Source organism: Blastococcus sp. TF02-8, assembly GCF_003319175.1.
In the GTDB taxonomy this organism is placed as follows: Bacteria; Actinomycetota; Actinomycetes; order Mycobacteriales; family Geodermatophilaceae; genus Blastococcus.
Window position 1 is genome coordinate 72,160 of the sequence record NZ_QOHK01000012.1, and the last position, 20,287, is coordinate 92,446.

16 protein-coding genes are annotated in these 20,287 nt (G+C 73.6%); 12 read left to right on the forward strand and 4 right to left on the reverse strand.

Features of this window, described 5'->3' with window-relative positions; translation table 11 throughout:
* Entirely contained in the window at positions 1-387 is a 387-nt protein-coding gene (locus tag DQ237_RS17985) for a DUF805 domain-containing protein (protein ID WP_166509671.1), read from the forward strand.
* Positions 388-486: 99 nt separating this feature from the next.
* Positions 487-882 (forward strand): DUF805 domain-containing protein, encoded by a 396-nt coding sequence (locus tag DQ237_RS17990; RefSeq protein ID WP_113801511.1) that lies wholly within the window; start codon positions 487-489, stop codon positions 880-882.
* Here the strand turns inward: DQ237_RS17990 and DQ237_RS17995 are convergent.
* From DQ237_RS17995 to DQ237_RS18005, 3 genes are read right to left on the reverse strand one after another with little or no spacing between them, the layout of a single operon-like run.
* Positions 879-2,510, reverse strand: a complete 1,632-nt coding sequence (locus DQ237_RS17995; RefSeq protein ID WP_113801512.1) for a phospho-sugar mutase — start codon at positions 2,508-2,510, stop codon at positions 879-881. The two genes, DQ237_RS17990 and DQ237_RS17995, sit on opposite strands and share 4 nt — an antisense overlap.
* Positions 2,507-3,328 carry an NAD(P)-dependent oxidoreductase gene (locus tag DQ237_RS18000; RefSeq protein ID WP_113801513.1) on the reverse strand — a complete coding sequence of 274 codons (822 nt, stop codon included), beginning with the start codon at positions 3,326-3,328 and terminating at the stop codon, positions 2,507-2,509. The genes DQ237_RS17995 and DQ237_RS18000 overlap by 4 nt, the downstream gene beginning before the upstream one ends.
* Positions 3,325-4,134, reverse strand: a complete 810-nt coding sequence (locus tag DQ237_RS18005; protein ID WP_113801514.1) for a purine-nucleoside phosphorylase — start codon at positions 4,132-4,134, stop codon at positions 3,325-3,327. The genes DQ237_RS18000 and DQ237_RS18005 overlap by 4 nt, the downstream gene beginning before the upstream one ends.
* 70 nt (positions 4,135-4,204) lie before the next feature.
* Here DQ237_RS18005 and DQ237_RS18010 point away from each other — a divergent pair, with 70 nt between their 5' ends.
* The 7 genes from DQ237_RS18010 (at position 4,205) to DQ237_RS18040 (ending at position 13,552) form a co-directional block, all read left to right on the forward strand.
* Positions 4,205-4,759, forward strand: a complete 555-nt coding sequence (locus tag DQ237_RS18010; RefSeq protein WP_166509672.1) for a GNAT family N-acetyltransferase — start codon at positions 4,205-4,207, stop codon at positions 4,757-4,759.
* Between the two features lie 51 nt (positions 4,760-4,810).
* The gene (locus DQ237_RS18015) at positions 4,811-5,977 is read left to right on the forward strand and encodes a glutamate--cysteine ligase (RefSeq protein WP_113801516.1); all 1,167 of its coding nucleotides are present in this window, start codon (positions 4,811-4,813) and stop codon (positions 5,975-5,977) included.
* Positions 5,974-7,263: an amidohydrolase gene (locus DQ237_RS18020; protein WP_113801517.1), complete on the forward strand. Its 1,290-nt coding sequence runs from the start codon at positions 5,974-5,976 to the stop codon at positions 7,261-7,263. The genes DQ237_RS18015 and DQ237_RS18020 overlap by 4 nt, the downstream gene beginning before the upstream one ends.
* The gene (locus tag DQ237_RS18025) at positions 7,260-9,164 is read left to right on the forward strand and encodes a methylmalonyl-CoA mutase subunit beta (RefSeq protein WP_113801518.1); all 1,905 of its coding nucleotides are present in this window, start codon (positions 7,260-7,262) and stop codon (positions 9,162-9,164) included. Before DQ237_RS18020 ends, DQ237_RS18025 begins: the two co-directional genes overlap by 4 nt.
* Positions 9,161-11,389 carry a methylmalonyl-CoA mutase gene (gene scpA / locus DQ237_RS18030; RefSeq protein WP_113801519.1) on the forward strand — a complete coding sequence of 743 codons (2,229 nt, stop codon included), beginning with the start codon at positions 9,161-9,163 and terminating at the stop codon, positions 11,387-11,389. The genes DQ237_RS18025 and scpA overlap by 4 nt, the downstream gene beginning before the upstream one ends.
* Positions 11,390-11,447: 58 nt before the next feature.
* Positions 11,448-12,473, forward strand: a complete 1,026-nt coding sequence (meaB, locus tag DQ237_RS18035; RefSeq protein ID WP_113801520.1) for a methylmalonyl Co-A mutase-associated GTPase MeaB — start codon at positions 11,448-11,450, stop codon at positions 12,471-12,473.
* 146 nt (positions 12,474-12,619) lie between these two features.
* Complete coding sequence (locus DQ237_RS18040) at positions 12,620-13,552, forward strand: hypothetical protein (RefSeq protein WP_113801521.1); 933 nt, start codon at positions 12,620-12,622, stop codon at positions 13,550-13,552.
* A gap of 126 nt (positions 13,553-13,678) precedes the next feature.
* On the opposite strand, the gene DQ237_RS18045 is transcribed toward DQ237_RS18040, so the two are convergent.
* Positions 13,679-14,131, reverse strand: coding sequence for a gamma-glutamylcyclotransferase family protein (locus tag DQ237_RS18045; RefSeq protein WP_113801522.1), 453 nt, complete (start codon positions 14,129-14,131; stop codon positions 13,679-13,681).
* Positions 14,132-14,244: 113 nt separating this feature from the next.
* On the opposite strand from DQ237_RS18045, the gene DQ237_RS18050 reads away from it, so the two are divergent.
* From DQ237_RS18050 to DQ237_RS18060, 3 genes are all read left to right on the forward strand, one after another.
* Positions 14,245-15,648 (forward strand): NAD(P)H-quinone dehydrogenase, encoded by a 1,404-nt coding sequence (locus tag DQ237_RS18050; protein ID WP_113801523.1) that lies wholly within the window; start codon positions 14,245-14,247, stop codon positions 15,646-15,648.
* A 120-nt stretch (positions 15,649-15,768) separates the two neighbouring features.
* Positions 15,769-17,436 (forward strand): reprolysin-like metallopeptidase, encoded by a 1,668-nt coding sequence (locus DQ237_RS18055; RefSeq protein ID WP_113801524.1) that lies wholly within the window; start codon positions 15,769-15,771, stop codon positions 17,434-17,436.
* A gap of 63 nt (positions 17,437-17,499) precedes the next feature.
* Positions 17,500-20,287, forward strand: a 2,788-nt coding sequence (locus DQ237_RS18060; protein ID WP_240619724.1) for a reprolysin-like metallopeptidase, incomplete at its 3' end; no start/stop codon positions are given.

Below are 20,287 nucleotides of genomic sequence, written 5' to 3' on the forward strand. Positions count from 1 at the left end.
GTGCCGACCGGTCGCTTGTCGCGACGGGACTTCTGGCTGCGCTACGCGCTACCCATCGGCGCGCTCCAGATCGTGGCGACGCTGCTCGACCTGGCCCTCGGCCTCTCCAGCACCGAGGCGTCGTCGACGGCGGACGGCTGGCAGGCCAGCATGACCGCCGGCCCGATCGGCATCGTGGTGGCCCTCGCCCTGCTCGTGCCGAGCATCGCGTCGGCGGTCACCCGGCTGCACGACCGGGGGCACTCCGCCTGGTGGCTGCTGTTCGACCTGCTGATCGTGATCGGGTGGATCGTGCTCTTCGTGCAGTACGTGCTGCCCGGCGACGAGGGGCCGAACGAGTACGGACCTCCGACGGGAGCCTCCACGGGTCACCCGCAGTACGCCTGACCCCTGCGGCGTCGGTGCGGCGTGGCTACGGCCTCGCCGCACCGGCGCCGGGCACCCTGGCGGCGACGTCGTCGGGCGGGACCGGTCGAGGAGGACCTCATGTCGTTCAGGGACTGGTACCTGCCCCGCGGTCGGCTGAGTCGCCCGGACTACGTCTACCGGTACGTCCTCCCGCTCGCCGTCCTCGGCACGGTCGGCGGCATCACCGACAGCTTCCTCGGCTTCCCGCCGCCGGCCCGCGAGGGCTGGTCGCTGTGGACCTACACCGGTGGCCCGGTGAGCCTCTGCCTGCTCCTGGCCGTCCTCGTCCCGCAGGTGGCAGCACTGGTCGCCCGGCTGCACGACCGCGGGCACTCGGCGCGGTGGCTGTGGTGGCTCCTGCTCCCGGGGGTCGGCTGGGCGGTGCTGGTGTGGCAGACCGTCTTCCTGCCGGGCGACCCCGACGGCTGGCCGGACCCGCGCCCGCTCGTCCGCGGGCGCCCGGATCCCGCCTAGAGCCCCAGGGCCGCCGACATCTCCGCCCGCAGCTGGTCCAGCTCGTCGGCGCCCCGGCCGCGGGCGGCGATCAGCCCGGCGTCGTCGTGCACCGGGACGACCGTCTCCAGGTAGGCCTTGAGCTTCGGCTCGGTGCCCGACGGCCGCACGATCACCCGCACGCCATCGCCCAGCAGCCGGACGGCATCCACCGGGGGCGTCTCCAGGGCGAGGTCGGCGAACTCCACCGGCCGCCCCAGCAGCGTGGTCGGCGGCGTCGCGCGCAGCCGCGCCATGGCCCCGGAGATCAGCGAGAGGTCCTCGACCCGCACCGACAGCTGCCCGGTGACGAAGAGCCCGTGCTCGCTCGCCAGCTCGTCCAGCCGGTCGAGCACGGTCCGCCCCTCGGCCTTGAGCTCCGCGGCCAGCAGGGCGACCGCAAGAGCCGCGGAGATGCCGTCCTTGTCCTTCACGACCGTGGGGGCGACCGAGTAGCCCAGCGCCTCCTCGTAGCCGTACACCAGCGGCGCCTCGGCCGACCCGGCTCGCATGATCCACTTGAAGCCGGTCGGCGTCTCTTGCGACGGCACGCCGTGCGCCTCGGCGATCACGCGCATCAGCGAACCGCTGACCAGCGACGACGCATAGGTGCCACGCACCCCGCGCCGGATCAGCCAGTCGGCCAGCAGCGCGCCCACCTCGTCGCCGGTGAGCTGGCGGCCGCCGCACACCACCGAGCAGCGGTCGGCGTCCGGGTCCTCGGCGATGGCGACGTCGGCCCCGGCCCGTGCGGCCAGCGCCAGCAGCAGGTCGACCGCGCCGGGCTCCTCCGGGTTCGGGAAGGCCACGGTCGGGAACGCCGGGTCCGGCGCGTCCTGCTCGGGCACGCTGGCCGGCGCGCGCAGGCCCGCAGCAGCGAAGACCTTCCGCGTGGTCCCGGCTCCGACACCGTGCATGGCGGTGTACGCCACGGTCAGCGCGTCCCGCGCCTCGGCCGGTACCCGTGCCGGGTCGACCGCGCGCACGACCGCCTCGACGTAGTCGGTCTCGATGTCGTCGCCCAGGGTCACCCACTCGTCGGACAGCGGCACCTCTCGCGCCGGCCCGACCGCACCGATGGCCGCCTCGATCTCGCGGTCGGCCGGCGGCACGAGCTGCGCGCCGTCGCCGAGGTAGACCTTGTAGCCGTTGTCGTCGGGCGGGTTGTGGCTGGCGGTGACCATCACGCCGGCAGCGCATCCGAGGTGCCGCACCGCGAAGGCGAGCACCGGGGTCGGCAGCGGGCGGGGCATGACCTGCACCGCGAACCCCGCAGCCGCGAGCACCTCGGCCGAGATCCGGGCGAACTCGTCGGAGCGGCGCCGGGCGTCGAACCCGATCACGACCCCGCCGCCGGCGTGCCCGGAGGCGGCCAGCCAGGCGCCGAGACCGGCCGCGGCCCGGGTGACGACGGCGGCGTTCATCCCGGCCGGCCCGGCGCGCAGCGGTCCGCGCAGCCCGGCCGTCCCGAAGGTGAGCGGGCCGGCGAACCGGCGGGCCAGCTCCTCGGTGTCCCCGCCGTCGGCCAGGGCGAGGATCTCCGCCCGGTCGCCGTCGTGCGGGTCGGCCGCGGCCCAGGCGCGGGCGGTGTCCAGCAGGTCGTGCGTCATGCGCTGAAGTTCTCCGCGTCGAACTCGTCGGTCGAGTACTCGCCGCCGACGCGGCGGTGCACCGGGTCGGCCAGGTCGGGCTCACCGTGGGCCTCGACCAGCGCCTCGGCGTACACCTCGGCGTCGTCGACCGACTCGTACCCCAGCTCCTGGGCCGCGGTCAGGTCCCACCAGCGGCGGGTGTTGTCCGAGACACCCCAGACCACGCGGAACCCCGGTGCCGGCGCGCTGAGCGCCGCATGCACCAGCGACACGGTGTCGGCGGGGGAGAGCCAGGTGGAGAGCTGCCGGGTGGTGGTCGGCTCGGCGAACGCGCTGCCGATGCGCAGGCAGACGACGTCGAGGCCGTAGCGGTCGACGTAGAGCGAGCCCAGCGCCTCCATCGCGACCTTGGAGACGCCGTAGTAGGTGTCCGGCCGGGGCGGGGCGTCGGCCTCGCGCAGGAGGGCGCCGTCGGCCGGGCGCTCGGTGTACCCGCTCGCGTGGTTGCTGCTGGCCAGCACGACCCTCGGGACGCCGGCGAGCCGGGCAGCCTCCAGGGCGCAGTAGGTGGACTCGATGTTCGTGTCGCGGATGGCCGGCCAGGTGGACTCACCGGAGATCCCGGCCAGGTGCACGATCGCCGAGGCGCCGCGCGCCGCGTCGGTCATCGCGGCGAGATCGGCGGCGTCGGCAACGAGCTGCTCCTCACCGGGCCGCACGTCGGGGACGGGGACGACGTCGAGGCTGCGCAGCGCCCAGCCGCGCTCGGGCAGGCCACCCCGCAGCACCGTGCCGATGCGACCGGCGGCCCCGGTCACCAGGACCGGTCCGCTCACGGGAGCCGCCCGATGAGCTGCACCAGGAACTCCCCGAGCCGGCCCGCCGCGGCCTTGCCGGCGGCGAGCACCTCCTCGTGGTTCAGCTCCTCGCCGGTGATGCCGGCCGCCGCGTTGGTGACCATGGAGAGACCGAAGACCTCGACCCCCGCGGCGCGGGCGGCGATCGCCTCGAGCGCGGTGGACATGCCGACCAGGTCGGCCCCCATCGTGCGGAGCATGCGGATCTCGGCGGGCGTCTCGAAGTGCGGGCCGGGGAGCTGCGCGTAGACCCCCTCGACCAGCGACGGGTCGATCTCCCGGGCGATCGCCCGCAGCCGGGATGAGTACAGGTCGGTGAGGTCGACGAAGTTCGCGCCGACCAGCGGGGAGCGGGCCGTGAGGTTCAGGTGGTCGGAGATGACGACGGCCTGGCCGACCTGGTGCTCGGGGGCGAGACCACCCGCGGCGTTGGTCAGGATCACGGTCTTCACGCCGGCGGCGGCCGCGGTCCGGATGCCGTGCACGACGGGCTCGACGCCCCGGCCCTCGTAGTAGTGGGTGCGCCCGAGGAAGAGCAGCACCTTCCGGTCGCCCACGCGCACCGAGCGGATCTCGCCGCCGTGACCGACCACGGTCGGGGCGGCGAAGCCGGGCAGGTCGCCGATGGCCACGGAGCCCGCCGTCTCGCCGAAAGCGTCGGCGGCAGGGGCCCACCCGGAGCCCATGACGACGGCGACGTCGTGGTCGCCACCGAGCGCGCCGGTCAGGGCCTCGGCGGCCTGTGCGGCCAGTGCGGTGGGGTCGGTACGGGGCTGCTCGCTCACGCAGGGACGCTAGCGCAGCCGCCGGACAGGGGCGTGCGCCTACCGCCCGTCGTCGGCGAGGATCGGGGTCGTGACGACGACAGGTGGCGGCCAGCCGGTGCTGTCCGGTGGCCGGGTCCGACTGCGCCCGTGGCGGGCCGAGGACGTTCCAGCGGTGCTGGACGCCTGTCAGGACCCCGAGATCCAGCGGTGGACCCAGGTGCCGGTGCCCTACGGGCCGGCGGACGCCGAGGCCTTCGTCTCGGTCGTCGCGCCGCGCACCTGGGCCGAGGGCGGAGCACTCTTCGCCGTCGTGCGGATCGACGACGACGCCCTCGTGGGCAGCATGGGCCTCTTCCCCCCGGCGGACGGCGTCGGCGAGCTCGGCTACTGGACCGCGCCCGGTCACCGGGGACAGGGGCTCACCGTCGAGGCGTTGCGGGTGCTGGCCGACTGGTCTCTCGGGGTGGTCGGTGTGCACCGGGTCGAGCTGCTCGTCGATCCGGCCAACACCGCCTCGCGCTCCGTTGCCGCACGGGCCGGGTTCGTCGCCGAGGGCACGATCCGCCAGCGGTTCCGGCACCGCGGCCGGCCAGCCGACGTCGTCCTGCACGCCCGCCTAGCAGGTGATACGCCGGACGGGTGAGAGCGTTCCGTCGCCGGGTGGGCGGGCGTGATCCTCCCTAGACTTCCCGAGGTGGAGATCCCCTTCCGTAGCTCGCAGCGCGCCAGTCTCGGTGTCGAGTGGGAGCTGCAGCTCGTCGACCGGGAGACGCGCGAGCTCGCCCCCGGCGCCGTCGAGATCCTGGAGGAGCTCCGGCCCGAGGGCGCCGAGGAGCACCCCAAGGCCAAGCACGAGCTGCTGCAGTCGACCGTCGAGATCATCACCGGGGTCTGCACGACGGTGCGCGAGGCGAAGGCCGACCTCGCCGGCACCCTGGCCGAGGTCGTGGCCGCGGCCGACCGGCACGGGCGGGGGGTCATGTGCGCCGGCAGCCACCCCTTCACCCGGTGGGACACGCAGCAGATCTCCCCCAAGGAGCGCTACGCCCAGCTGGTCGAGCGGATGCAGTGGCTGGCCCGCCGGCTGCAGATCTTCGGCGTCCACGTGCACGTCGGCGTCCGGTCGCCCGACAAGGCCATCCCGATCGTCAACGCCATGACGCAGTACCTGCCGCACTTCCTCGCGCTGTCGGCGTCCTCCCCGTTCTGGGCCGGCTGCGACACCGGCCTGGCGTCGTCCCGCACCAAGGTCTTCGAGGGCATGCCCACCGGCGGCCTGCCGCACCAGCTCGCCGACTGGGCCGAGTTCGAGGAGTACATGGAGACCCTCATCCGGGCCGGCGCGATCGAGAGCGTCCGCGAGGTCTGGTGGGACATCCGCCCGCACCCCGACTTCGGCACCGTCGAGCTGCGGGTGTGCGACGGGCTGCCCACCCTCGACGAGATCGGTGCCGTGGCGGCGCTCACCCAGTGCCTCGTCGAGCAGTTCGACACCCAGCTCGACCGTGGCTACACGCTGCCCACCCCGGCGGAGTGGGTCGTGCGCGAGAACAAGTGGCGGGCGGTCCGCTACGGCCTCGAGGCCGAGATCGTCGTCGACGACCAGGGCACGGTCCGGCCGGTGCGCGAGGCGATCACCCAGCTGGTCGAGGAGCTGATGCCCACCGCCAAGCGGCTGGACTGCGAGGCGGAGCTGCGCGACGTCCTGCGCATCCTCGACCTCGGCGCCTCCTACCAGCGCCAGCGCGAGGTGGCGGCGCGGAGCGGGGGAGAGCTGGCGCCGGTCGTCGACAGCCTGCTCGCCGAGCTGCGGGACGGGCTGCCGGCCGCGAAGCCGGCCGCCGGCGGTCACGCGGCATGACTCCCGTCGTCGAGAAGCTGTCGACGTCGGTCGACGAGTGGGCCGCGGCGCACCGCCAGGAGCTGGTCTCGGTCCGCCGGCACCTGCACGCCCACCCGGAGCTCGCCTTCGCCGAGTTCGAGACGACGGCCTTCCTGGAGCAGCGGCTGCGCGACGCGGGCCTGAAGCCGCGCCGGCTGCCCACGGGCACCGGCCTGGTCTGCGAGGTCGGCACCGGCGGGGGACCGACCGTCGTCCTGCGCGCCGACATCGACGCACTGCCGCTGGCCGACCTCAAGGACGTGCCGTACGCCTCGACCCGTGAGGGCATGTGCCACGCGTGCGGCCACGACGTGCACACCACCGTCGTCCTGGGCGTGGCCCTGGCGCTCGCCGGGCTGGACGGGTTGCCCGGCCGGGTGCGCATCGTCTTCCAGCCCGCGGAGGAGACCGTGCCCGGCGGAGCCACCGAGGTCGTCGCCTCCGGTGTGCTGGACGGCGCGTCCCGGGCCTTCGCGCTGCACTGCGACCCCTCGGTCCCGGTGGGCAAGGTCGGGCTGCGCACCGGCGCGATCACCGCGGCCTGCGACCGGATGGACGTCACGCTCACCGGGCCGGGCGGGCACACCGCGCGGCCGCAGATGACCGTGGACCTGGTCGACGCGCTCGGCCGGCTCATCACCGACCTGCCCGGGCTCCTCTCCCGCCAGGTCGACCCGCGCTCGGGCATGAGCCTGGTGTGGGGCGCGGTCAACGCCGGCGTCGCCGCGAACGCGATCCCGCAGCGCGGGACCCTCCGCGGCACCGTCCGGGTGCTGGACCGCGAGGCATGGAAGGGCGCCGAGGAGCTGCTCCGCTCGCTGGTCGAACGGGTCGCGGCCACCACCGGCGCCGAGGTCGGCGTCGACTACATCCGCGGGGTGCCGCCCGTCGTGAACGACCCGCGCTCGGTGGCCCTGCTGCGCTCGGCCGCCATCGGCTCGGTCGGCGCGGAGAACCTGGTGCTCTCCCAGCAGAGCATGGGCGGCGAGGACTTCGGCTGGTTCGCCGACCTGATGCCCATCGCCCTGGCCCGACTCGGCACCCACGGCGGGGGCGCGCCGCTGGACCTGCACCGTGGCACCTTCGACGTCGACGAGCGCGCGATCGGCGTGGGCGTGCGGTTGCTCGCACGCACCGCCCTGCTGGCGCTGGAGGCGGACGCCGAACAGACTTCCGGCAGCTCAGGGGCACCCCCTCGCACGCGGCGACCTGCGCCCGGAGACACTTCTGCCCGACCCGCCGTCGAAGGGGCCCCACCAGCATGAGCACGACCGACCAGAAGCCGCCGGCGGCTGACGCCGACGTGCCAGCCGAGCACGCGGTCCCCGAGGACCTGGCGCTCGCCGGTGAGTTCGACGCGGTCACCCGCGACCAGTGGCGTGAGCTGGTCGCCGGGGTGCTGCGCAAGGCCGGCCGCGAGGACCTGCCCGATACGGTCGAGGACGCGCTGCGCCGGCAGGTCGCGCCGGGCGTGACCGTGGCCCCGCTGTACACCGCGGAGGACGCCGGGGACCTGCCGGCGGGCGTGGGCGTGCCGGGGCTGCCGCCCTTCGTGCGCGGCTCCCGCCCGGGTGGCGGCCCGGCCGGCTCGGCCGAGGTGACCGCTGCCGGCGGGGCCTCCGGCGGGTGGGACGTGCGGCAGCGGCACGCCCACCCCGATGTCGCGGTCACCAAGGAGGCGATCGCGGCCGACCTGGAGAACGGCGTCACCTCGCTGTGGCTGGTGCTCGGCGAGGGCGCGATCCCGGTCGGGTCGCTGGGCGAGGTGCTCTCCGACGTCTACCTCGACCTGGCACCGGTGAGCGTCTCCGGTGGTCTGCCGGCGGCCGAGGCCTTCCTGGCGCTGGTGGAGGGCCGCACCGACCTGGCACCGGGGAGCTCGCTCGGCCTGGACCCGCTCGGCGTCGAGGCGGCCTCGGGGGAGCGGCAGGACCTCTCCGGCCTCGCCGACGTCGCCCGCCGCGCCGCGGCCCACCCGGGCCTGCGCACCGTCGTCGTCGACGGCACGGTCTTCGCCGACGCCGGCGCCTCGGTGGTCGAGGAGCTGGGCTGCTCGCTGGCCGCGGGTGTTGCCTACCTCCGCGCGCTCACCGACGCCGGCCTGTCGGTGGACGAGGCGGCCGCCCAGCTGGAGTTCCGCTACTCCGCGAGTGCCGACCAGTTCACGACCATCGCCGCGCTGCGCGCCGCCCGCCGCCTCTGGGACCGGGTCGGCGAGGTCAGCGGGGCCTCGCCCGAGGCCCGCGCCCAGCGTCAGCACGCCGTCACCTCCTCGGTGATGACGACGAAGCGCGACCCCTGGGTCAACATGCTCCGCACCACCGTCGCCTGCTTCGCCGCGGGCGTGGGCGGCGCCGACGCCGTGACCGTGCAGCCGTTCGACGCAGCCCTCGGCCTGCCCGACTCCTTCTCCCGCCGGATCGCGCGCAACACGCAGAGCCTGCTCGTGGAGGAGGGGCACCTCGGCCGCGTGCTCGACCCGGCCGGTGGTTCCTGGTACGTGGAGTCGCTGACCGACTCCCTGGCCCGCGCCGCGTGGGACTGGTTCACCGAGATCGAGCGGGCCGGCGGGCTGTCGGCTGCTCTCGCCTCGGGCCTGGTGCGCGACCGGATCGCCGCCGCGTGGGACGCCCGCGCGAAGCGGCTGGCCACCCGGGCGGATGCGATCACCGGCGTCAGCGAGTTCCCGAACCTCGCCGAGAAGCTGCCCGAGCGGCAGCCCGCGGCGGCGCTGACCCCGACCGGCGGCCTCCCGCGGGTGCGGGCGGCGCAGGAGTTCGAGTCGCTGCGCGACGCCACCGACGCGGCCGGTACCCGTCCGTCGGTGTACCTCGCCACGATCGGGCCGATCGCGAAGCACACCGCGCGCTCGACCTTCGCCGGCAACCTGTTCCAGGCCGGCGGTCTCGCGACGCCGTCCGGGGACGGGGCCTCCGGTCTCGCCGAGGCGGGGACGACGGTGGCCTGCATCTGCGGCACCGACAAGGACTACGCCTCCGAAGCCGCGGCGCTGGCCGCGGAACTCAAGGCCGCCGGCGCCACGCAGGTGTGGCTGGCCGGCAAGCCGGACCTGGACGTCGACGGGGTCGACGGGTACGTCTTCGCCGGGTGCGACGCGCTGGCGGCGCTCCGGACGGTGCACGAGCAGCTGGGAGTGAAGGCATGAGCGGCATCCCCGACTTCGGTTCCGTCGAGCTGGGCACCCCGGCCGCGGGCACCTCGGCGGACGACTGGGCCAAGGCGTTCGAGGAGACGACCGGCCGCGGTGTCGAGGAGGCGGCCTGGGAGACCCCCGAGGGCATCACCGTCCCGCCGCTGTACACGCACGAGCACCTCGAGGGCCTGGACTTCCTCGCGACGCTCCCCGGGCTGCCGCCGTTCCTGCGCGGCCCCTACCCGACGATGTACACGACGCAGCCGTGGACGGTCCGCCAGTACGCGGGCTTCTCCACCGCGGCGGAGTCCAACGCCTTCTACCGGCGCAACCTCGCCGCCGGGCAGAAGGGGCTGTCGATCGCCTTCGACCTGCCCACCCACCGCGGCTACGACTCCGACCACCCGCGGGTGGTGGGTGACGTCGGCATGGCCGGTGTCGCGATCGACTCGATCCTGGACATGCGCCAGCTGTTCGACGGCATCCCGCTGGACAAGATGTCGGTGTCGATGACCATGAACGGCGCCGTGCTCCCGGTGCTCGCGCTCTACATCGTCGCGGCGGAGGAGCAGGGAGTGGAGCCGGAGCAGCTGACCGGCACCATCCAGAACGACATCCTCAAAGAGTTCATGGTGCGGAACACCTACATCTACCCGCCCAAGCCCTCGATGCAGATCATCAGCGACATCTTCGCCTTCACCTCGCAGAAGATGCCGCGCTTCAACTCCATCTCGATCTCCGGCTACCACATCCAGGAGGCCGGGGCGACGGCCGACCTGGAGCTGGCCTACACGCTCGCTGACGGCGTCGAGTACCTCGAGGCGGGCAAGGCTGCCGGCCTGGACATCGACAAGTTCGCGCCGCGCCTGTCCTTCTTCTGGGCCATCGGCATGAACTTCTTCATGGAGGTCGCGAAGCTGCGGGCCGGGCGCCTGCTGTGGGCGAAGCTGGTGAAGGAGGCCGGGGCGAAGAACGACAAGTCCCTGTCGCTGCGCACCCACTCGCAGACCTCGGGCTGGTCGCTGACCGCGCAGGACGTCTACAACAACGTCGTCCGCACCTGCCTGGAGGCGATGGCCGCGACCCAGGGGCACACCCAGTCGCTGCACACCAACGCACTGGACGAGGCGCTCGCGCTGCCGACCGACTTCTCCGCGCGGATCGCCCGCAACACCCAGCTGATGCTGCAGCAGGAGTCCGGCACCACCCGCGTCGTCGACCCCTGGGGCGGCTCGGCCTACGTCGAGAAGCTGACCTACGACCTGGCCCGCCGCGCCTGGGCGCACATCCAGGAGGTCGCCGAGCACGGCGGCATGGCGCAGGCGATCGACGACGGCATCCCGAAGCTGCGCATCGAGGAGGCCGCGGCCCGCACCCAGGCCCGCATCGACTCGGGCCGGCAGCCGGTCATCGGTGTGAACAAGTACCGCGTCGAGGCCGACGAGGCCATCGAGGTGCTCAAGGTCGACAACAAGGACGTGCTGGCCCAGCAGAAGGCCAAGCTGGAGGAGCTCCGGGCCTCCCGGGACGGCGGCGCGGTCGAGGAGGCCCTGCGCCGGCTCACCGACGCCGCCCGGGCCGCGGCCGACGGCACGCGCGGCAACGACCTCGACTCCAACCTGCTGAAGCTCGCCGTGGACGCCGCGCGGGCCAAGGCGACGGTCGGGGAGATCTCCGATGCGCTGGAGGCGGTCTACGGTCGGCACGCCGGCCAGGTCCGCACCATCTCCGGCGTCTACCGCGACGAGGCAGGAGCATCCGGTCCGATGGAGGAGACGCGCCGCCTGGCCGAGGAGTTCGCCGAGGCCGAGGGCCGCCGGCCGCGCATCCTCGTGGCCAAGATGGGCCAGGACGGGCACGACCGCGGGCAGAAGGTCATCGCCACCGCGTTCGCCGACCTCGGCTTCGACGTCGACGTGGGCCCGCTGTTCCAGACGCCGGAGGAGGTCGCCCGGCAGGCGGTGGAGGCCGACGTGCACGTCGTCGGCGTCTCCTCGCTGGCCGCGGGGCACCTCACGCTCGTGCCGGCGCTCAAGGAGGCGCTGGCCGAGCTCGGGGCCGAGGACGTGCTGATCGTCGTCGGCGGCGTCATCCCGCCCGACGACGTGCCGACGCTCGAGGAGATGGGCGCCGCGGCGGTCTTCCCGCCCGGCACGGTCATCGCCGAGGCGGCGCAGGAGCTGCTGACGACGCTGTCCGCGCGCCTGGGTCACGGCGCCGAGCGGACAGGGGAGTGAGCATCGCAGCGAGCGCCAGCGAGCGAGGAGCGGAGCGACCCGCGGGAGCGAGCAGGTAATGCGTCGGGACGTCGACGTTCCCGCGCTCGTCGACGGGGTGCTCGCCGGGGACCGCCGGGTGGTGGCGCGCGCCATCACCCTGGTGGAGTCCCGGCGGGCCGACCACCGCGAGCGCGCCCAGGAGCTGCTGGTCGGGCTGCTGCCGCACGCCGGGGGAGCCCGCCGCATCGGCATCAGTGGCGTGCCCGGCGTCGGCAAGTCGACCTTCATCGACCAGCTCGGCGTGAACCTGACGGCGGCCGGCTCGAAGGTCGCGGTCCTCGCCGTCGACCCGTCCTCGGCCCGGTCCGGCGGCTCGATCCTCGGGGACAAGACCCGCATGGCCCGGCTGGCCGTCGACCAGAACGCGTTCATCCGGCCCTCGCCGACCTCGGGCACCCTCGGCGGGGTCGCCCAGGCGACGCGGGAGTCCATGGTCGTCGTCGAGGCGGCCGGATACGACGTGGTGCTGGTCGAGACCGTCGGCGTCGGGCAGTCGGAGATCACCGTCGCCGAGATGGTCGACTCCTTCCTGTTCCTGACCATCGCCCGGACCGGCGACCAGCTGCAGGGGATCAAGCGCGGCATCCTGGAGATCGCCGACGTCATCGCCGTCAACAAGGCCGACGGACCGGCGGCTGCCGACGCCCGCAAGGCCGCGCGCGAGCTCTCCTCGGCGATCCGGATGCTGCGCGGATCAGGTGGGGGCGGCCGGGGCGAGCCGTGGGACGTGCCGGTGCTGACCTGCGCCGGGCTGACCGGTGAGGGCCTGGACGAGGTCTGGGCCAAGCTGGTCGAGCACCAGGAGCGCGCGAAGCTCGACGGCAGCTTCGACGAGCGCCGCCGTGCCCAGCAGGTGCGCTGGACCTGGCAGCTGGTCCGGGACGGGCTGGAGCACTCGCTGCGCGCGCACCCGGGCGTGCGCGCCGCCGTCCCGGACCTGGAGAAGCAGGTGCTGGCCGGCGAGCTCACCCCGGCGCTGGCCGCCCAGCAGATCCTCTCAACCTTCCTCGCCGCCCCTTCCGCCCCGCCTTCCCCCGCGTGATCATGAAGTTCGGGAAGCGACACGCCGCTGCTGGTCGGTGTGTCCCTTCCCGGACTTCATGATCACGGGGGATCCACATCGGAGGGGTTCTCCACAGAAGCTCCTGGGCGCTGCTGCGCCCTCGCGCCGCGGCCGACGCTGCCGAGGTGGACTTCGCCTTCTACCGGATGGTCAGCGCGCAGCAGGGCGTCTTCACCACCGCCCAGGCGCTCGCGCACGTCGGTGACACCGCCTTGCGGGCCCACGTGCGTGCCGGCCGGTGGCGCCGCAGTCGCTGGCGCGGCGTGCTGGTCGACGGAGACCTCCCCGACTCCCCGGCGCTCCACCTGCGGGCGGCGGCGCTGGCCGTCGGGACCGACCTGGTGGCCTGCCACTCGACGGCGGCCGCGATGTGGGGCTTCGACGTCCTCGGCTCGGAGACCCTGCACTTCCTCGGGCCGCCGACCCTGGTGAACCGCCGCCTGCCGGGCGTCCAGGTGCATCCGTCGAACCTCGGGTGCGACGACGCCGTGCTCGTGGACGGGACGTGGTGCACGCCGCCTGCCCGCACGGCTTGCGACGTCGTCCGCCACACCGCTCCCGTGCACGGCCTGGCCACTCTCGACGCGGCTCTGCGGTCGGGGACGTGTACCCGCGACGAGCTCGCGGCCGCCGCCCGGTCCATGCGAGGGCTGCGCGAGGTCATCCGGCTGCGGGAACTGGTGCCGCACGCGGAGGCCGGCGCGGAGTCGCCCATGGAGTCACGGATGCGGTGGCGCTTCATCGACGCGGGATTGCCGGCACCCGCGGTCCAGGTGCCGTTGACCGAGGCCGGCCGCGTCCACTACCTGGACACGGGGTGGCTCGACCACCGGGTCGGGGCCGAGTTCGACGGCCTCGAGGCGCACATGACGCGCCAGCAGCTGGCCGGCGACCGCGACCGCCACAACTGGGTCACCGAGCAGCGGTGGCTCCTGCTGCACTTCACGGCGGTCGACGTCTACCGGCGCCCGGAGGCGATGGTGGGACGCGCGGCGCGTGCGCTCGGCCTCCCACTGCCCCGCGCGATCATGAAGTCCGGGACGCGCCGCGCCGGGTAGCCGCGGCGTGTTGCTTCCCGAACTTCATGATCACGCGGGGGTGGTGGCGGGGTGGTGGCGGGGTGGTGGCGGGGTGGCGGAGTGGTGGCGGGAGTCGTGTCGCGGGAGGTGGTTCGGGAGAGTGGCTCAGAAGGCGGTGCGGCACTCCCGGGCGCGCAGCTCGCGGACGTAGTCGTCGGGTGCTCCGGCGGCCTCCGCTGCGTCGGCGATCCCGCCCAGGTGGCGTGCCGACGGCAGCCCGCCCTCGAAGGCGTCCAGGACGTACACGTAGGCGACGGCGTCACCGGCCAGCGTGTGCACCCGCAGGTGCACCCGGCGGTAGAGGCCGTGGTCGGCGCCCTCCCACCCGTCCAGCGAGCGCTCGTCGGCCTCGGTCAGGTCGTAGAGCGCCACGAAGACACCGGGGGAGTCCTCGTCGGGGACGAGGGTCGCCAGCGCGCCCTCCCAGCCGAGTTCCTCCCCGCCGAAGGTCAGGCGCCAGCCGCGGATCCAGCCGGTGCCGGTGTGCGGGGACGACGGACAGCGGCGCAGCATCTGCGCGGGATCCATGTTCGAGCCGTAGGCGGCGTAGAGGCCCATCGACGCCGAGGTTAACCACTGGCCCCCGCGAGCCGATGCACCAGTGAGGGCACGGCACGCACCGACCGGGGACAATGGCCCCGACCCACCGCACAGCAACGGAGAAGGACCCCATGACCCGCATCGTGATCATCGGCGGCGGACCGGCCGGATACGAGGCCGCACTGGTCGCCGCGCAGCTCGGTGCGGAGGTCACCGTCATCGAGCGGGACGGCATCGGCGGGGCCAGCGTGCTCACCGACTGCGTCCCCTCGAAGGCCCTCATCGCCGCGGCCGGGGCCATGACCTCGGTCCGCGACTCCGCCGTCCTCGGTGTCCACGGCGCGGAGCTGGCCACGGTCAACCTCGACCTGCAGGCCGCCAACCAGCGGGTCAAGAACCTGTCGATGGCCCAGTCGGCCGACATCCACGCGCGGCTCGAGGGCGAGGGCGTGCGGATCGTCCGCGGTCAGGCGCGGTTGGCCGACGACGTCCCGGGCATGGCCGCGCACGAGGTGGAGATCCTCGACGGGTCCGGCGCGGTGGTCGAAGAGATCGAGGGCGACGTCGTCCTCATCGCGACCGGCGCCGACCCGCGGGTGCTGCCCGGCGCCGAGCCCGACCACGAGCGCATCCTCGACTGGCGCGACGTCTACGACCTCGACGAGATGCCCGAGCACCTGGTCGTCGTCGGCTCCGGCGTGACCGGTGCCGAGTTCGCCTCCGGCTACCTCGAGGCGGGCGTACCGGTCACGCTGGTCTCCTCCCGCGACCGGGTGCTGCCCGGCGAGGACTCCGACGCCGCCGAGGTGCTGGAGGAGGTGTTCCAGTCCCGCGGTGGCCGCCTGGAGCGCGGCCGCGCAGCGGGGGTGCGCCGGACCGAGAAGGGCGTCGTCGTCGAGCTGGAGGGCGGTCGCACCGTCGAGGGCTCGCACGCCCTCATGACCGTCGGGACCGTGCCGAACACCGACGGGCTGAACCTCGAGTCGCACGGCATCCAGCTCACCGGGTCCGGTCACGTGGTGGTCGACCGCGTCTCGCGCACCTCGGTGCCCGGCATCTACGCCGCCGGTGACGTGACCGGCGTCTTCCAGCTGGCCTCCGTGGCCGCGATGCAGGGGCGGATCGCCATGTGGCACGCGCTGGGCGAGGCCGTGGCCCCGATCAAGCTCAAGACGGTCGCGGCCAACGTGTTCACCCACCCCGAGATCGCCACGGTCGGCGTCCAGGAGAAGTCGCTGGCCGACGACGCCGACGTCGACGTGGTGCGGCTGCCCCTGGCCACGAACGCGCGCGCCAAGATGAGCGACCTGCGGGCCGGCTTCGTGAAGCTCTTCGCCCGGCGCTCGACCGGCGTGATCGTGGGTGGCGTGGTGGTCTCCCCGGGAGCCTCCGAGCTGGTGCTGCCGATCGCGCTCGCCGTGACCAAGGGCCTCACGGTCGCCGACCTCGCCCAGACGTTCGCGATCTACCCCTCGCTGTCGGGCTCGATCACCGAGGCCGGACGACGCCTGATGGGCGCCGACGACCTGGCGTAGCGCCGGCCCAGCGGTTCCTCGAGGGGATGCCGGGGCCGCTGTGACGGGAGTGCCGCGGATCTCGGCTCAACATCGCCGATCCGGTGCCGACTCGGCATCGCTCCGCCGATGTCCAGGTCGATGTCTGCTGACCACGACCTGCGTCGTCCCCTCGGCTCCCGCGCCCTGCTGCGTTCGCTCGCCCTGACCACGGCGCTGACCGCCGCGGTCCTGGGCACCGTCGCCCTCCCCGGTGTGGCCGCGGCCGACTCGGCCGCCACGGTCACCGGCGAGCTCGTGCACGCGGTCGCCGAGGGCGAGCCGGGCGCCGAGCAGGACGGCGACGGGCACGTCAGCTGGATCGCCACCGCGGACGGCGAGGTGCCGGTCGAGGGGGAGCAGCTCTCCGACGTGCCCACGGGCGCGCAGGTGGAGGTCACCGTGGGCGAGGAGCCCGCCGGCGACGGCGGTGAGTCCGCGCTCCCCGTCCTGGGCAGCGACGTCAAGGAGCAGCCGACCACCCCTCCGCCGCCTGCACCGGCCCCCGTCGCGGGCGTGACCAACCAGGTGACCGTCGTCCAGGTGGCGCCCGCCGGCACCTCGCCCGACAGCACCCGCCTGGCCGACGTCGTCGCCACCGTGAACGGGCCCGTCGCCGCCTTCTGGGCCGAGCAGACCGCCGGGGCCGTGCGGCTCGGCGTCACCGAGGCCCGCGACTGGGTGCGCACCGCCGCCGACTGCTCCAGCCCGGAGGCGCTGTGGGACGAGGTGGCCGCCGCCGTCGGCTTCCAGGCCGGGCCGGGCAAGCACCTCCTGCTGCGGCTCAGCGCCGAGACCGCCGGGCGCCCGGACTGCTCCTACGCCCTCGCCCAGGTCGGGGCGGGCACCACCTCGGGCGGGCGGCTCTACGTGCGGGAGAACCTGGCGTCGGTCATCGCCCACGAGCTCGGGCACAACTTCGGGCTGGGCCACTCGTCTGCCACCCAGTGCGACGGCGCGGTCGAGGACCGGGCCTGCCGCACCAGCGGCTACCGCGACTACTACGACGTCATGGGCGCCTCCTGGTCGCAGCTCGGCTCGCTGAACGCCCCCCAGGCCGCGGCGCTGGGCGTGCTCCCGGCCGCCGCGCAGACCACGGTCTCGGTCGGGCAGGCCGCCGCCACGGTCACGCTCGCGCCGCTCGGTGGTGCCGGTGGGGTCCGCGCACTGCGCCTGCTGGACCGCGAGGGCGCTGTCTACTGGCTCGAGTACCGGTCGGCCACGGGCCGCGACGGCTGGCTGGGCACCCGCGACAACGTCTACCGGCTCGACTCCGGTGTGCTGCTGCACCGCGGCGGCGCCTTCCCGGACACCTCGCTGCTGCTCGACGGCACCCCCAGCCCCGCCGGAGGGTGGGACGCCGACCTGCAGGCCGCCGTCCCCACCGGCCGGAGCGTCTCCCTCTCCGGGGGCGACTTCACGGTGACCGTCCGGAGCGCCGGTGCCGCCGGGGCCGTGGTGCGCGTCGTCCCGGCGTCGAAGGCTCCCGGGAGGGCGGCCGCCGCCCGGCCGGCGCGCTCCGGTCAGGGCACGGCCGTGGCCGGCGACGCGGCCGTCCCGCCGGTGGACGAGGCCACGGCCGGCACGCCCGGCTTCTGGGTCCCCGCCATCCAGGTGCCCGCCCCGCGCGAGGACGTCGCGCTGGACCCCGCGGCCGACACCTCGAGCTCGCTCGGCGGCCTCCTCCTGCCCGTCGCCGGTGCCGCCATGGCCGCGGCCGTCCTGATGCTCGTCCAGTACCTGCGTCGCGGGCGCCGGCTGTACCGCTGAGCAGCGCTTCACATCTCCGACGGCCTGCCGAAGAGATACCGAGTCCCCGGCCCAGGAGTGCCCGTGTTCGCTGCTCGTCCGCCGCGCGTCCCGCGGTCGCTGTCCCTGGTCGCCACGGCGCTGGTCCTCGCCCCGCTGCTGGTGGCACTCCCGGGGACCGCGGCGGCCGAACCCTCACGCGTTCTCGCTCGGACCGTTGTGGGGGAACTCGTCAAAGCCTGGCCGGACGACCTCGACGACCAGCGGTCGGGTGACGCGGTACCGGACGACCCGTTGAGTTTCGTCCGTACCGAGGACGGTTCCTCGGTCCGCATCCCTACAACCGCGGTGAAGGGACTGGAGGTCGGTTCCACGGTCGAGGTGAGAGTCGGACGGACGGTCTCCGACGAGGCCGCCGACGACGGATACGAACAGGCTCGGGAAGTCCTGAATGTGGAGGTGGTCGCACCCCCGGCGCCGGCCAGGCCAGCGCCGGCTGTCGGCGTGGTCAACCATCCGGTGACCGTCATCATGGTCGTGCCGGCGGGTGGTAGCAGAGATTCGACCGCCCTCTCCGACGTCGTCTCGACCGTGAACGGCCAGGTCGCCGACTTCTGGGCGGAGCAGAGCGACGGTGGCGTGGTTCTCGGAGTGACCTCTAGCCGGGACTGGGTCGATCTCGGCGTGGGGTGCGACGACCCGTGGGCGCTGTGGTCCGCCGCCGCCCACGCGGCTGGCTTCATAGGGCAGCCCGGCGACGCACAGCACCTGCTGGTCTACGTCGGGAACGGAGCAGGGTGCTCGGACGGGCTGGGCACGGTCGGGAACGCCGTGTCCAGTGGCGGCTACAGCTACGTGCGCTATCCGACGACATCGGTCATCGCGCACGAGCTGGGACACAACCTCGGGCTCGGCCACTCATCACTCCTGCAGTGCGATGGTGCTGTCAGCAGTGGCACCTGTGCTACGACGCCTTACTACGACTTGTACGACGTGATGGGTGCGTCGTGGGGTCCGCTCGGTTCGCTGAACGTGCCGCAGGCGCGCGAGCGGATCAGCCACGTCTCCACGATGTCGATGTGGCTCAACTCCAGCCCCGAGAATGCGCAGGAGATTCCGCTGGTGCCCGTGTCGTCGCGGGATGCTGGCACGCGGGGGATCGAGTTGTCCGACGGCGGGGAGGAGCATTACTGGTTGGAGTACCGGCCCGCAGCCGGGCGGGACGCATGGCTCGGGACCGCCGTCAACCGATACGGGTTGCAGTCCGGGGTCCAGCTCCGCCGTGAGAGCAACGACGGCGACAGTTCCCTGCTGCTCGATGCCACGCCCTCACCGCGAGCGGGTTGGAGCAGGGACCTCTCCACAGCGCTGCCGGTGGGCACGACCGTCCGGCTCGACGGAAGGCGCGGAGCGGGGGTCTTCGAGATCACCGTGACGGGATCGACGGCCTCCGTTGCCACCGTGCGCATCGTGCCGAAGAGTGCTGTCACCGTCGCCTTCGAGCGTTCCGGGGGAACAGCCGGGCCGATGGGTGCACCGATGACGACAGAGCAGATGTGCGGCCAGATGGGGTCGACGTCCTTCTGCGAGCGGAGATTCACCAACGGCAGCATCGTCTGGACCCCGACGGTCGACGGGGGCGCCCACCTGGTGCATGGCCCGGTGTACACCGCGTGGAGCTCCGGGGGAGGGGCCAGCGTTTTCGGCTTCCCGACGACCGACACGACGTGCGGCGGACCAGGCGCAGGGTGTCGCCAGGGCTTCGTGTCGGCGAACCTCTACTCGTCACCAGCTACGGGTACCAAACCGGTCCGTGGAGCGTTGCGAGTCGCCTACGTGAGCCTCGGGGAGGAGGCCGGGGTCCTGGGCTACCCGACCGACGTCGAGATCTGCGTCGGCTCAGGGTCGTGCAGGCAGGATTTCCAGTTCGGCACCCTGGTGACCGGCGTTCCTGGGGGGCCGCGGCTGGTACCGAGCGACTTTCGAGCCGTGTGGTCGCTCCAAGGCTACGAGGCGGGGCCGCTGGGCCAGCCGACATCGGGAGCCATCTGCGGGCTTCGCGACGGCGGGTGCGGTCAGGTCTTCGAGGGTGGCCGGGTGTACAGCTCTCCGGGCAACGGCGCACATGCCGTGTCGGGGGTCATCCAGGAGGCCTGGATCGCGCAGGGATGGGAGGCCGGCCCGTTGGGATATCCCCTTGCGGGGCAGGTCTGCGGGCTCGCCGGTGGTGGATGCGCCCAGGTGTTCCAAGGAGGCCGCATCTACTGGCACCCCCAAATCGGGGCGCGTCCTGTCATCGCCCCCGTCGAGCGTGCTTGGCGGGGCGCCGGTGGGGAATCGGGCGTGATGGGGTATCCCAGGTCGGGGCTGATCTGCGGGTTGCGCGACGGTGGGTGCGGTCAGGTCTTCCAGGGTGGGCGGGTGTACAGCTCGGCGGCCGGGACGTTTGCGGTGAGTGGTGCTGTGCAGGCGGCGTGGATCGCGCAGGGTTGGGAACGCGGTCCGCTGGGCTATCCCACCGGCGACCAGAGGTGCGGGCTGGCGGGTGACGCGTGCATGCAGGCTTTCCAGGTCGGCACGTTGGTCGCCCGCCCGGGGATGGTCACCGTCGCCGTCACAGGGGCGGTGGCCGCGACGTGGCGCGCTGCGGGTGGCGAGACCGGCGCACTGGGACTGCCGGCTTCCGGGCTGATCTGCGGGTTGCGCGACGGTGGGTGCGGTCAGGTCTTCGACGGTGGGCGGGTGTACAGCTCGGCGGCCGGGACGTTTGCGGTGAGTGGTGCTGTGCAGGCGGCGTGGATCGCGCAGGGTTGGGAGGCCGGGCCGTTGGGTTATCCGGCTTCCGGGCTGATCTGCGGGTTGCGCGACGGTG

Excerpts from the sequence above, each read along its gene's own strand:
- DQ237_RS18025 (WP_113801518.1), top strand. The coding sequence starts at position 7,260 with ATGAGCACGACCGACCAGAAGCCGCCGGCGGCTGACGCCGACGTGCCA.
- DQ237_RS18020 (WP_113801517.1), top strand. The coding sequence starts at position 5,974 with ATGACTCCCGTCGTCGAGAAGCTGTCGACGTCGGTCGACGAGTGGGCC.
- scpA (WP_113801519.1), top strand. The coding sequence starts at position 9,161 with ATGAGCGGCATCCCCGACTTCGGTTCCGTCGAGCTGGGCACCCCGGCC.
- DQ237_RS17995 (WP_113801512.1), bottom strand. The coding sequence starts at position 2,510 with ATGACGCACGACCTGCTGGACACCGCCCGCGCCTGGGCCGCGGCCGAC.
- DQ237_RS18045 (WP_113801522.1), bottom strand. The coding sequence starts at position 14,131 with ATGGGCCTCTACGCCGCCTACGGCTCGAACATGGATCCCGCGCAGATG.
- DQ237_RS18050 (WP_113801523.1), top strand. The coding sequence starts at position 14,245 with ATGACCCGCATCGTGATCATCGGCGGCGGACCGGCCGGATACGAGGCC.
- meaB (WP_113801520.1), top strand. The coding sequence starts at position 11,448 with ATGCGTCGGGACGTCGACGTTCCCGCGCTCGTCGACGGGGTGCTCGCC.
- DQ237_RS17990 (WP_113801511.1), top strand. The coding sequence starts at position 487 with ATGTCGTTCAGGGACTGGTACCTGCCCCGCGGTCGGCTGAGTCGCCCG.
- DQ237_RS18055 (WP_113801524.1), top strand. The coding sequence starts at position 15,769 with ATGTCTGCTGACCACGACCTGCGTCGTCCCCTCGGCTCCCGCGCCCTG.